The organism is Anabaena subtropica FACHB-260 (genome assembly GCF_014697105.1).
In the GTDB taxonomy this organism is placed as follows: Bacteria; Cyanobacteriota; Cyanobacteriia; order Cyanobacteriales; family Nostocaceae; genus Trichormus; species Trichormus subtropicus.
Window position 1 is genome coordinate 1 of the sequence record NZ_JACJRF010000074.1, and the last position, 13,470, is coordinate 13,470.

9 protein-coding genes are annotated in these 13,470 nt (G+C 44.7%); 7 read left to right on the forward strand and 2 right to left on the reverse strand.

The window, feature by feature from the left end; genetic code table 11:
• Positions 1–195: 195 nt before the first annotated feature.
• Complete coding sequence (locus H6G18_RS23640; protein WP_190409531.1) at positions 196–2,226, forward strand: BamA/OMP85 family outer membrane protein; 2,031 nt, start codon at positions 196–198, stop codon at positions 2,224–2,226.
• A gap of 160 nt (positions 2,227–2,386) precedes the next feature.
• Here H6G18_RS23640 and pheS read toward each other — a convergent pair whose 3' ends face one another.
• The gene (pheS, locus tag H6G18_RS23645; RefSeq protein ID WP_190409532.1) at positions 2,387–3,379 is read right to left on the reverse strand and encodes a phenylalanine--tRNA ligase subunit alpha; all 993 of its coding nucleotides are present in this window, start codon (positions 3,377–3,379) and stop codon (positions 2,387–2,389) included.
• 241 nt (positions 3,380–3,620) lie between these two features.
• Between pheS and surE the strand changes: the two genes are divergently transcribed.
• The 5 genes from surE to H6G18_RS23670 all read left to right on the forward strand — a co-directional run bounded on the left by surE (position 3,621) and on the right by H6G18_RS23670 (position 9,800).
• Complete coding sequence (gene surE, locus H6G18_RS23650) at positions 3,621–4,418, forward strand: 5'/3'-nucleotidase SurE (RefSeq protein ID WP_190409533.1); 798 nt, start codon at positions 3,621–3,623, stop codon at positions 4,416–4,418.
• A 353-nt stretch (positions 4,419–4,771) separates the two neighbouring features.
• On the forward strand, positions 4,772–5,668 hold the full coding sequence (locus H6G18_RS23655) for an MBL fold metallo-hydrolase (RefSeq protein ID WP_190409534.1): 897 nt from the start codon (positions 4,772–4,774) through the stop codon (positions 5,666–5,668).
• A 129-nt stretch (positions 5,669–5,797) separates the two neighbouring features.
• Positions 5,798–6,901 (forward strand): bifunctional riboflavin kinase/FAD synthetase, encoded by a 1,104-nt coding sequence (locus H6G18_RS23660; RefSeq protein WP_190409535.1) that lies wholly within the window; start codon positions 5,798–5,800, stop codon positions 6,899–6,901.
• 128 nt (positions 6,902–7,029) lie between these two features.
• Positions 7,030–7,938 carry an AAA family ATPase gene (locus H6G18_RS23665; protein ID WP_190409536.1) on the forward strand — a complete coding sequence of 303 codons (909 nt, stop codon included), beginning with the start codon at positions 7,030–7,032 and terminating at the stop codon, positions 7,936–7,938.
• 542 nt (positions 7,939–8,480) lie between these two features.
• On the forward strand, positions 8,481–9,800 hold the full coding sequence (locus H6G18_RS23670) for an efflux RND transporter periplasmic adaptor subunit (RefSeq protein WP_190409537.1): 1,320 nt from the start codon (positions 8,481–8,483) through the stop codon (positions 9,798–9,800).
• Between the two features lie 74 nt (positions 9,801–9,874).
• Here H6G18_RS23670 and H6G18_RS23675 read toward each other — a convergent pair whose 3' ends face one another.
• On the reverse strand, positions 9,875–10,012 hold the full coding sequence (locus H6G18_RS23675) for a hypothetical protein (protein ID WP_190409538.1): 138 nt from the start codon (positions 10,010–10,012) through the stop codon (positions 9,875–9,877).
• Between H6G18_RS23675 and H6G18_RS23680 the strand changes: the two genes are divergently transcribed.
• Positions 10,011–13,184: an efflux RND transporter permease subunit gene (locus H6G18_RS23680; protein WP_190409539.1), complete on the forward strand. Its 3,174-nt coding sequence runs from the start codon at positions 10,011–10,013 to the stop codon at positions 13,182–13,184. The genes H6G18_RS23675 and H6G18_RS23680 overlap by 2 nt on opposite strands.
• Positions 13,185–13,470 lie beyond the last annotated feature (286 nt).

A 13,470-nucleotide genomic window follows, 5' to 3' on the forward strand; every position in this document is an offset into this window, starting at 1 on the left:
GATATCGGGCATGGGCTGATTGTGGTTTTTGAGTTGTCGTTGTGAGAGACAATAACTCTACTACATCGGCCCTCTCTCTTCATCCTCTTATTTTGGCTAAGGTATTGATATCCATATAAGAATTACACAACAAGGGCATGGACACCTTTTTTTCCATGCCCAATTTCCAATAACCAATTCCCCAAATAATTTATTATGCGTATTTCTTCTGCTGCAATTCTTACTTTAACTACTTTGGCTGCTAGTAATGCTACTCAACAAGCTATAGCTGCACCTCCTACAGCCTCTACTCAAACTGAACTAACTGAAAACATAGTAATTCCCGCAGTGGAAGAAACACCTGTACAGTTAGGGGGCATAGCATCACCAGAAACAGAAGTTACTCAACAATTTTCTAATAAGTCTACAGTCATTGCTCAAAATGCTCCCGTTGTCCTTCCCTCTAAACCTCGTCCAGTCGTCCCTCCTGCACCCAAACCTGCAACGACGGTAAATGAGTTAGTAGTTACAGCTACAGATGTGCAGATAGTAGGCGCAACACCTGAGTTACAAAAAATTATTCGTCAAGTAATTCAAACTCAAACTGGTGGAGATACCAGCCAAACTAAGTTACAGAGGGATGTAGCAGCAATTTCAGAAACTGGTTTATTTGCTAGTGTTAATGTCAATAGCCGTACTACTCCATCTGGGCTGAATGTAGTGTATCAAGTCCAGCCTGTGGTGGTTCGTTCTCTCCAACTCACCAACGCCAAAGCACTGACTTACTCAGTAGCCCAACCACGTTTTCAATCCCAAATCGGCAAACCCATCAGCCCACAAGGACTCAAGCAAGCAGTAGAAAAAGTTAATAAATGGTATGCCGATAATGGTTATAATTTAGCGCGGGTGTTATCAATTGAACCCAACCGCGAAGGTATCCTCAACATTAATGTAGCGGAAGGCTTGGTGAGTGATATCAAGTTCCGCTTTGTCAACGATGAAGGGAAAACCGTTGATAGTAATGGTAATCCCGTAGGGGGACGGACTAAACCAGATTTCTTAAGACAACAACTCAAACTCCAGCCTGGGCAAGTCTTCCAAGAAAATACAGTCAAACAAGATGTGCAGCAATTGTATCGCACTGGCTTATTTCAAAGTGTGAATGTTGCCTTTGAAGGAGATGCCACAAAACTTGATATGATTTACGAACTCAAGGAAAATGGGGCGCGAGCGATTAACTTGGGGGGTAGCTATAACGGCGATGTGGGATTGATGGGGACTTTGAACTTTCAAGACCAAAATATTGGCGGTAAGAATGATACGTTTGCGGTGAATGTAGGTTTAAGTAGCCGTGACTTACAGTTTGATACTAAATTTATCAGTCCCTATCGTGACACAAATAGCGATCGCCTGGGTTATACAATCAACGCCTTCCGACAGCGAGAGATTTCCGAAACCTTTGACAATGACATTACCCTAGCCAACGGTGACAGAGTACGCGAAGGTAAGATTGGCGCAGGCATCAGTTTACAACAACCCATTGACGGTTGGAATGCTTCCTTAGGACTTAATTATAGTCGTACTAGTATCCGCGATCGCCAAGGTAATATCACTCCAACCGATGCCCAAGGAAATCCCCTATCCGTTAGTGGAACCGGTGTTGATGACCTAACTACCGTATCTTTTAGTGCCACCAAAGACCAAAGAGATAACCCCATCAATCCCACCCAAGGTTCTGTCATCAGAGTCAGTACAGAACAGTCTGTACCCATCGGTCAAGGTAACATTTCCATGAATCGCCTCAAAGCCGATTACAGCCAATATGTCCCAGTCAATATATTCAATAGTCAAACACCGCAAGTATTCGCTTTGAATGTACAAGCAGGTACAGTCCTGGGCAATTTACCACCTTATGAAACCTTTAACTTGGGCGGTTCAAACTCAGTCCGTGGTTACGACGCAGGTAATGTAGGTAGTGGTCGTAGCTATGTATTAGCTTCTGCTGAATACCGCTTTCCCATAGTACCGATAGTGGGGGGCGTACTGTTCGCTGATTTTGCCTCAGACTTAGGTTCTGGCGACACTGTTTTAGGCGACCCAGCTGGTGTGCGTGGTAAGCCTGGTTCTGGTTTTGGTTATGGCGCAGGAATACGCTTAGATTCACCCTTGGGTTTAATTCGCGCTGATTACGGCATCAACGACCAAGGAGAAAGCCGAGTACATTTAGGTATCGGACAACGGTTTTAGTGTTCAGTTATGAAATAACTGTTCGTAGTAAGGGCTTTAGCCCTTCAAAATCTGGTAAATAAGTATTTGTAGGGGGCATCGCCCACCGTATCATAGTTTTGATGGGCAATGCCTACTCACAGCATTAGCTGGAGTGTGTTGAGTTATCACCTTAGAAAAGCTAAAACTGACGTAAAAAGCGTAAATCACTGGCATATAAACGACGAATATCGTCGATTTGGTGTAACACCATAGCGAAACGTTCGACACCGAAACCAGCCGCAAACCCAGTGTAAATTTCTGGGTCATAACCTACAGACTTCATCACATTGGGATCAACCATTCCGCAACCCATAACCTCCAACCAGCGTCCATTCCACTGCAAATCCACCTCAGCCGAGGGTTCAGTAAAGGGGAAATAACTAGCACGGAAGCGAATTGGTAAATCGCCAAATATAGCTTGCAAAAATACTTTAATTGTGCCTTTGAGGTCAGTAAAAGTCAGCCCCTCATCAATTGCTAACAGCTCGATTTGATGGAAAACTGCCGAGTGGGTAGCATCCACATTATCTCGCCGATAAACTCGCCCAGGAGCCACAATCCGAATTGGTGGTTCCTCTTTTTCCATGTAACGGATTTGTACCGATGAAGTATGAGTCCGCAGGAGATTACCATCTGGCAGGTAGAAAGTATCCTGCATATCGCGGGCTGGGTGGTCTGGCGGGGTGTTCAGAGCCTCAAAATTGTAGTAATCTGTCTCCATTTCCAACCCTTGCGCCACCGTGTAGCCCAAGCCAACAAACACATCTAGCGCCCGGTCAATAATGCCATTCAGGGGATGGATACGACCTTGGGGGCGATAAATTCCCGGCATCGTCACATCGAGAGTTTCCGCGTCTAGTTGTGCCTGAATTTGGGCAGATTCCAAAGCATCTCGTTGCTGGTCTAAACTAGCTTGTAGGGCTTCCTTGACCGTATTGGCGATCGCTCCAATTTTCGGTCGTTCCTCCGCACTCATCTGCCCCATGCTTCGCAACAACGCCCCCAGTTGCCCTTTTTTACCCAGATAACTAACTCTGAGTTCCTCCAGACCTTCCAAGGTATCGGCGGCGGCGATCGCCTGTTCTCCTTCCTGCCGCAATGCTAAAAGTTGAGCTTCTAAGTTGCTAGTCATTATTTATTAGTCAGTGGTCAGTGGTCAGTGGTCAGTGGTCAGTGGCAAAAAACAAACAACTGACAAAGGACAATTAACATTAGCAATGTGGGATGAATGAGTCAACGCCACAGGTTAAAACTGCACTTCTGCTTACCAGTTTAAAGGCCATTGGGCATAGATGCTTCAAGTCAAAAGACAAAAGAAAAAGTGTTATGAAAATGGCTATAAACTAATGACCACTGACCACTGACAACTAACCATGAAACTACTAGTTAGCAATGATGACGGCATTTCCGCTTTGGGTATTCGTACCCTAGCCAACGCTTTAGCCGAGGCTGGCCATGATGTAACTGTAGTTTGTCCAGATAGGGAGCGATCGGCTACTGGACATGGACTGACTTTACATCAACCCATTCGCGCCGAAATTGTCGAGTCAATTTTTCATCCCACCATTCAAGCTTGGGCTTGTGATGGTACACCCTCTGACTGTGTGAAACTGGCACTTTGGGCTTTATTGGAGTCTCCCCCCGACTTGGTTCTTTCTGGGATTAATCAAGGTGCCAATTTAGGAACGGAAATCTTGTATTCTGGTACAGTTTCTGCGGCAATGGAAGGAATGATTGAAGGCATTCCTTCCATTGCTTTTAGCTTAACCAGCCATATTTCCAGAGATTTTCAACCTGCGGCGAAGTTTGCCACCATCCTAGTAGAACAAATAGCTGCCAAACCCATACCAGATTTGATGTTACTTAACGTCAATATCCCGGCTGTGCAATGGGAAGAAATCGCTGGCGTTAAATTCACCCGTCAAGGAGTACGACGCTACGTAGACGTTTTTGACAAGCGCATCGATCCTCGTGGCAAAACCTACTACTGGTTAACCGGAGAAGTTTTAGAGGAAGTAGAACCCCCAGAAGGTTTAAATCTACCTCAGAACGTACCTATTGATGTCCATGTAATTAAGAATAATTACATTAGTATTACACCATTGCAATACAATCTCACCTATGCCACTGGGCTAGATAAATTATCTAACTGGAATTTTCCTTTGTCCTGATAAAAAAGGATGTAGGGGCGTGGGGTGTAAGAAATAATTATTTTGTCCTTGGTCTCATATAGTAATCAAAAAACTCACCCCCCACATCCTACTTCCTACCCCTCAGTGCAACACAGCAAAATTTAGGCTATAAAGTTATGAGCATTCTTGCTATTACTGATACATAAATGCTGGGAATAATGAGGTAGTAGCCTTGTATTACTTCACCTGGTTGATATTATCTACCAAAAACAAAGTATGCTGTTTTACCCTCAACTCTATTCTCTATCTCCTACAGTAAGACAGCATAAATTTCACAAAACAAGTAACACACTTGTGCTTAAATGGCCTGCTCAGTCCAGCAAAAAATACCCATGTCAAGGATAGAGAACCAATTTACTGTGCAATTTTGGGGCGTTCGTGGCAGCATCCCCTGTCCTGGTCCAAATACAGTCCGCTACGGTGGCAATACCCCTTGTGTTGAGATGCAGGTAGCAGGTAAACGCTTAATTTTCGATGGCGGTACAGGACTGCACGTTTTGGGGCAATCATTATTGCGTCAAATGCCAATAGAAGCTCATCTGTTTTTCACCCATTCCCACTGGGATCATATGCAGGGGTTTCCCTTTTTCGTTCCTGGGTTTGTTAAAGGGAATAATTTTCATATTTACGGTGCGATCGCTCCCGATGGTTCTACAGTGGAACAACGCCTGAATGATCAAATGCTCCACCCAAATTTTCCTGTACCTTTGCAGATCATGCAGGCCAATTTACATTTCCACGACGTGCAACCAGGGCAACCAATCCACATCAATGATATTACTGTCGAAACAGCAGCCCTCAACCATCCTGGTGAAGCCGTAGGATATCGAGTTAACTGGCGTGGTGGTGCAGCTGTTTACGTTACCGATACAGAACATTTTCCAGACACATTGGATGAAAATGTCCTGTGGCTGGCTCGGAATGCGGATATCCTGATTTACGATTCCACATATACCGATGAAGAATATCATTCTCCCAAATCACCGAAAATTGGCTGGGGACATTCGACTTGGCAAGAGGCTGTCAAAGTAGCAAAAGCAGCTAATGTCAAAACGTTAGTCATTTTTCATCACGATCCTGCCCATGATGATGACTTTTTAGATCAGGTAGGCGCTCAAGCCTTTGCCAAGTTTTCTGGAGCAATTATGGCGCGGGAAGGAATGGTACTCCAAGTTCCTGTGTCCGTTCCCTTATCAGAATCTTTTTCTGTTAGTAATTTTTCAGCTTAAAAGTTGTAGTCGGAGTAATTGTAGATTTTAGATTAGATTGGTGATTAGGAACTATCAGCGCCAGATTGTACCCGTTAGGTATTGTGCGACGACATGATAGTGAAATAAACCTCCAATCCCAAAATCCAAGTGCTAAATCTGTCTCAAAATGGGTGTTCTGTGTGGGTAGCTTCTTCAACTGAACTGGTTCTAACGCCAACGGCTGTTGCTCTTGGTAAATTTGATGGAGTGCATCTTGGCCATCAAAGGGTCATTCAACCAGTTTTGCAGTCAACCAGGAGCGCACAAACATGGGGAAATGGTGGGAATACACTAGACCCATCAAATCAGGCAGGAAACCTTTCAGCAACACCACAAGAACGGATATACTCCACAGTTTTGACTTTTCGTCCTCATCCCCAAGAGTTTTTTACCGGACAACCCCGGACTTGGTTAACTCCCTTGGATGAAAAAGTACAACAATTGCGATCGCTTGGGGTAGACCAACTAGTATTATTACCCTTTGACAAAGAATTAACTGCTTTGTCGCCGGAAGAGTTTGTCGAAAAAATTCTTGTGCAACAACTACGCTGTCAGCAAATCAGCGTCGGGCAAGATTTTTGTTTTGGCAAACAGCGCCGTGGTACTGCTAAGGATTTGCAATTAATAGCAGCTAAATACCAAATTCCCGTCACTATAGTTCCTCTACAAACTTCTGATGGGAAATTTCTCAAAGATAACGGCTGTGGCAGCTTTGAGTCTCTAGAGGATGCCCCTATCAGTACCTCATTGATTCGCCAAGCTTTAGAAACTGGCGATATCAAAAACGCCAACCGATTCTTAGGACGACCCTATACCCTCATTGGCGTTGTCATTGAAGGCGAACAACTCGGTAGAACTATTGGTTTTCCTACTGCCAACTTGGAATTGCCAAAAGATAAGTTTGTCCCCCGTCAAGGAGTGTATGCTGTCCGTGTGAAAATTCTGGGTGAAAAAGCAGATGCTCCCGCGCCATCGGCAATTTTGGGAGTGATGAATATTGGCAACCGCCCCACAGTCAACGGTACTTATTCATCGGTGGAAGTACATCTTTTTGATTGGTCTGGGGATTTATATGGCAAAGAACTGGCTGTGCAGTTGGTAGAATTTCTGCGACCAGAACAAAAATTTCCATCCCTAGAAGCCTTAAAAACGCAAATTCACCAAGATTCCACTGTCGCTAGACAAGTTCTATCAAGGGAGAATTCAGAATGAATTTTGAATTTTGAATTTTTAATTAACTAAGTGGGAACACTGTATTTACAGGAGTGGGGAATAGAGCATAGGTTATTCTCCATTCCAGTTTCTTACAACTAAATCACCAATCCCCGACCCTGTGGTGCATGAGAGAAAAAATTGACGCTTTAACCCAGAATCTGAACCGTACCATCGTTGGCAAAACGGAAGCTATACGCCTAGTATTAGTGGCACTTTTAGGCGGTGGTCATGCTTTACTAGAAGATGTCCCCGGAGTTGGCAAAACTCTGCTAGCGAAGTCCCTAGCCCGTTCATTGGATGGTAAGTTTCAACGGCTACAATGCACCCCTGATTTACTGCCCACAGATATCACTGGTACTAACATCTGGAACCCCAAAACTGGTGAATTTAGTTTTATGTCTGGGCCGGTGTTTGCCAATATTGTGCTAGCAGACGAAATCAATCGCGCCACACCCCGCACTCAGTCGGCTTTGCTGGAAGTGATGGAAGAACATCAGGTAACAGTTGATGGAGTTTCTCGTCCAGTCCCTCATCCATTTTTTGTCATTGCTACCCAAAACCCTGTCGAGTATCAAGGCACGTTTCCCTTACCGGAGGCCCAAATGGACAGATTTATGTTGTCCCTAAGCTTGGGTTATCCGGGTGCAGACGAAGAATTGGAAATGTTGCAAAATCTTCAGCATGGTGTCAAGGTTGGTGATTTACAGCCTTGTTTGACCTTGACAGAGGTAGCCCAATTACAAGAACTTTGTTCTCAAGTCAAAGTAGAAACTGTTTTACAGCAATACATCCTGGAATTAGTCCGAGCTACACGCCAAGATGAAGAAATTACTCTTGGTGTCAGCCCACGGGGTAGTGTAGCGCTACAAAAAGCTACCCAAGCATTAGCTTTTTTATTAGGGCGTGATTATGCCATTCCTGATGATGTAAAATTTTTAGCTCCTCATGTTCTCTGCCATCGTCTGATTCCCAGAGGAGGACGTAGTGCTAGAAGTGTAGTTGATAGGTTATTGCGATCGCTGCCTATTCCTTAAATCTGCATGGATTTGGACTTGTGAACATCATCTGCAAAACGAAGTGGACAACACATTAAGGCGATCGCAATTACTGGGAAAAGTAGAAGCGATCGCTCTCGTAATTTTTAATAATAAAACCAATTTGAAAAATAACATTAGCGTTTTTCAGTCAACATGATTCAGAAAGTTTTCGAGTAAATATTAAAAGTTGTAATTTCTGATACGGATTAATCAAAATAATCATATTGTGTATCTTATATAGGACTCATATACAATTTAATCCTGAATTTTTCACAGCTATTACTGAGAAAATCGCACCACGAAAGCAAGATTATCATACTTTCCGCAATAACTGAAAAGACAAGATGTAGCCTTGATTTGTAAACTAGATTTCATCATTCACCTTTAGGTAGATTGGCGAAAATATAAAAACAGTATATTTTGGATGAACTAACACAAAATCATTCATAAATCCTCATGCTAATTTAGTAATTTCCAGCGCCAAAATTTTCATCCTTGATACAGTTTTAGTTAATTAGTTCTTAGGTTCGCTGTAAACCATGTCATCCCCTGAGCCTCAAACTGATTTTAGAGAAAATCCTCCCCAGCCATCCCTAGAGCCACCACCCAAACAAAGGCGGTGGCTTCGGTTATTGTTAGCTGCCATCCTCATCTTAGGGGGTGGAACAGCTATAGTTTGGCGGTTACTCACCCCGGCAAATCAACCACCAGTTACTGCTAATGCTCAACCGCCAGGGGTACGGGTCAAAGTATCACCCGTACAAGTCGGCACAATTGAAGAAAGTACAGATTTTGTTGCTAGTTTAGAATCCCGACGTTCTGTCACCCTCCAGCCGAGAGTACAAGGTCAAGTGACCCAGATATTTGTGCGATCGGGAGATGCAATCGCCTCTGGTGCAGCTGTGATTCAAATCGACCCTAGACAGCAACAAGCAGCCGTTATTAGTAATGATGCCGCAGCTCAAGCAGCCAAAGCTCAATTAGAAAATGCTAATGCCACGCTCAAATCCCTAGAAGCTGAACGGTTAGCCAATGTTGCTGATGTGCAATTGAATCAGCAGGATTACGACAGGTATGCTTCTTTATCTGACCAAGGAGCAGTATCTCGACAAACCAAGGATCAGTATGCCAACAGATTAGCGACAGCTAAAGCTAATCTCAACGCCATAGAATCTAGAATTCAAGCCCAGAAAGCTAGCGTAGCCCAGGCGCAAAAAGCTATACAGCAAGCTCAAGCCAACACGGAAGAGCAACAAGTCCAACTCCAGTTTTATAGAATTACCTCACCCTTTGAAGGCACTGTGGGCAATATCCCAGTCAAAATTGGTGATTTTGTCAGTACTTCTACACCACTATTAAGTATTACGCAAAACCGACCCTTGGAAGTCAATATCTCTGTACCGCTAGAGCGAGGCCCCCAATTACGTCAGGGAATGCCTGTAGAGATTATGAACACCCAAGGTCAGGTATTGGGTACTAGTAGGGTATTTTTCATTGCCCCAAATGCCAGCAATGAGACACAATCAATTCTGGTGAAAGCCCTATATAACAACACCAATGGTCAGCTAAGGGCAGATCAACTAGTGCGGGCGAGAGTTATTTGGAATCAACGCACAGGGGTTTTAGTCCCTACTACAGCCGTAACCCGTATAGCAGGGGAAACCTTTGTCTATGTAACAGAAACAGAAAAAACACCCCAAGGAGCTTCCCAACTAGTTGCACGGCAAAAGCGGGTGCAATTAGGTGATATCAGAGGTAATGATTACCAAATCATCAAAGGATTGCAACCATCAGACACAATTGTTACATCAGGGCTGCTTAATCTCCGTGATGGTGTTCCTATTGTTCCGGAATCTTAGTTAAAGGGAGTAGGGAGTAGAGGGAAATAACAGAAATTCTTGCTCAATCCCCATTCCTCATCCTCCATTCCCCACTAACCCTTCTCTTCACCTTCGGAGATCCGCCAACGGGTTCGCAGTCGCTTGCGGTTCGCGTCAGCGTCTCGTAAGAGAGGGAAACCCTCCCGCAGCGCTGACTCACCACTTACCACTCCCCACTCCCAAATTCCCATGTTTGTTGACTTCTTTATCAGGCGACCTGTATTTACAAGTGTCTGCGCCATTATCATTTTGCTGGTAGGCGCAATCAGTATACCTACGTTGCCTACCGATCGCTATCCTGAAATTAGCCCTACGCAAATTGTTGTTAATGCTAACTACGTTGGTGCAAATGCGGAAGTTGTAGAAAATACGGTAACAAGTATCTTGGAGCGCCAAATCAACGGCGTTCAAGGTATGAAGTACATGACATCCAGCAGTAGTAATGATGGTACTAGTACTATTACCATCACCTTTGACCCATCAAGGGACAAAGACATTGCCGCCGTTGATGTTCAAAATCGTGTGTCTATTGCCCAACCCCAGTTACCAGAGGCTGTACAGCGTACTGGTGTCACAGTCAGCAAACAGTCTAACAATATCCTGTTGGCGATGGGGCTGTATAGCGAACAACAGCAATATAACACTGTATTTTTAAGTAACTATGCCGACCAATATATAGTAGATGCCCTGAAAAGACTTGATGGTGTAGCCGAGGCCAGGATTTTTGGTGAACGCCGCTATGCTATGCGGTTGTGGCTGGATCCGAATCGCCTAGCTAGTCGTAAACTTACGGCTCAAGATGTGATTGATGCCATCAACGAACAAAACTTACAGGTGGGTGTCGGGCAAATCGGGCAGCAGCCGACCCTACCAGACCAGATGTATCAAATAGACCTACAGGCACGCGGCAGACTCTCGGAAGCGACTGAGTTTGCTGACATGGTGATCAAGACTGGGGCTGATGGCACACTCATTAGGCTCAAAGATGTCGGTCGGGCAGAATTGGGAGCAGAAAATTACAATTCGTTTCTGCGATTCCGAGGTAATGAAGGTGTGGGTATAGGGATATTTCCTACCCCAGGAAGTAATGCTCTAGAAGTTTCCAAGGCAGTGAAAACTGAGATGGAGCGGTTAGAGCAGAGTTTTCCCCCTGGATTGAAATATCAGGTAGCATTTGATACGACCCTGTTTGTGGAAGAATCCCTCGCGGAAGTTGTCAAGACACTCATAGAAGCACTGATTCTAGTTGTCTTGGTAATTTTTATCTTCTTACAGGACTGGCGCACCACCCTGATTCCCGTCATTACCATTCCCCTGACCTTAATCGGGACTTTTGCTTTTATCAAGGTTTTTGGGTTTTCTATTAACACCTTGACCTTGTTTGGTCTGACACTAGCCACGGGTTTGGTTGTGGACGATGCGATTATCGTGGTGGAAAACATTTCTCGCTTGATTGAGGAAGAGGGGATGTCGCCACGTCAAGCTGCTTCTGAATCAATGCGAGAACTGTTTGGGGCAGTGATTGCGACTTCATTGGTGCTGATGGCGGTATTTGTCCCCGTCGCCTTCTTCCCAGGGACTACAGGGCAGATTTATAAACAATTTGCGCTGACGATCGCCTTTGCAATGGTCATCTCCACCTTTTTAGCTCTGACGCTCACACCTTCAGTTTCAGCCTTATTGTTGCGTCGGGGACAGAAACCCCGTGGTTGGGCGGGTAGGATTTTTCATCAGATTAATAGATTCCTGGATTGGATGCGCCGGGGATATGAGCGATCGCTCAATTTTCTTGTGAAGATCAGAGCGATCGTTGTCCTCTTATTTATCTTTTCTTTGGGATTGACAGGCTGGCTTTATCTCACCGTACCCACAGCATTTATCCCAGAAGAAGACCAAGGCTATTTCATCACCATCATCCAAGGGCCAGAGGGTGTTTCCCTCAACTACACCAGCAAAGTCATGGCTCAGGTGGAAAGAGAAATCCTCAAATTACCGGAAGTTACAGGTACTTTCGCTATTGGTGGCTTTAGTTTTAGTGGTAACAGTGCCAATAGTGCCGTAATTTTTACCACACTCCAGCCGTGGGATGATCGCCAAGGAGTCGGACAGTCAGCACAGGAAATTATCGGTAAGTTGGCGGGGGTGTTTTCTAACATTACCGAAGCCAGAATTTTTCCCGTTAGTCCTCCACCTATTGACGGTTTAGGCAGTTTTGGCGGTTTCCAATTTGAACTTCAAGACAGAGCCGGTAACAGTGGTTTAGATAACCTGCTGCAAGTCATGGGACAGATCATGATGCGCGGTAATCAGACTCCGGGCTTGGTTGGTGTATTTAGTACTTTTAGTGCTAATACACCCCAGATGTTAATTGATATAGACCGTAATCAAGCCAAAGCTTTGCAAGTCGATGTAGACGATGTGTTCAACACTCTGCAAACTTACTTAGGCTCAAGGTACGTCAACGACTTTAATTTACAACAGAGGACTTACCGGGTTTACGTCCAAGCAGATGCTCCATTTCGCTCCAACCCTCAAGATATCGGCAAATTATATGTCCGCTCCGCCAACGATCAAATGATTTCCCTGAGTAATCTGGTGAAAATTACTCCGGCGACTGGGGCGCAAACCATCAACCACTACAACTTATTCCGCTCAATTACAATTAACGGTTCGGCTGCTCCTGGTTATAGTTCCGGTCAAGCAACTACAGCTATGGAAAAACTAGCACAAGAAATTTTACCCGCCAGCATGGGTTATGAATGGTCGGGGATAACTGCTGAAGAGAAAGAATCCGGTGGTCAAGCACCCTTTATTTTTGCACTAGGACTAGTCTTTGTCTTTCTCGTGCTGGCGGCTCAATATGAGAACTACGTTGACCCATTGATTATTATGCTGACAGTTCCCCTGGCTATTTTGGGGGCGCTATCGGCACAATGGATGCGGGGACTGAGCAATGATGTCTTTTGTCAAGTAGGTTTAGTCATGTTGATTGGTTTGGCAAGTAAAAACGCCATTTTGATTGTAGAATTTGCTAACCAATTGCGCGATCGCGGTTTACCAATTATCAAAGCTGCTGTGCAAGCATCACAGGAAAGGTTACGACCTATTTTGATGACATCCCTATCTTTTATTTTGGGTGTTTGGCCATTGCTCAATTCTGTAGGAGCCGGCGCAGCCAGTAGAAGATCACTTGGTACAGCCGTTGCAGGGGGAATGATTGTTTCTACTTTCTTGAGTCTGTTTATTGTACCAATTCTGTACATCGTGATCGGCAAAATACGCGATCGCTTCAGACCACATCTTCCCCACCTACCGCTAGATCCTACCCGTGATGGCAAAGTTCCTTCCAGCAGCCATAGGTAGTTGAATTGGTATAACACAATACGGTTCAGATAAGCACAAATCTATAACCCCGGTTTCTCCAAGAAACCGGGGTTCTGTATTCCTAAGTTAACGTCGTGTGCAACTTTCTTTCAAACCTAACCCCCAACCCCTTCCCTACGAGGGAAGGGGAGCAAGGCTCAAAGCCTCTCCCCGAAGCGGCTACGGTGTACACACAAGTCCAAGTAAAGTAATAACAGAAGGAGTTGTGGGGAGTAAAAGGTGGTGGAAAATCCAATCAGAATACACGCGCAAGCAGTAGGGGGAA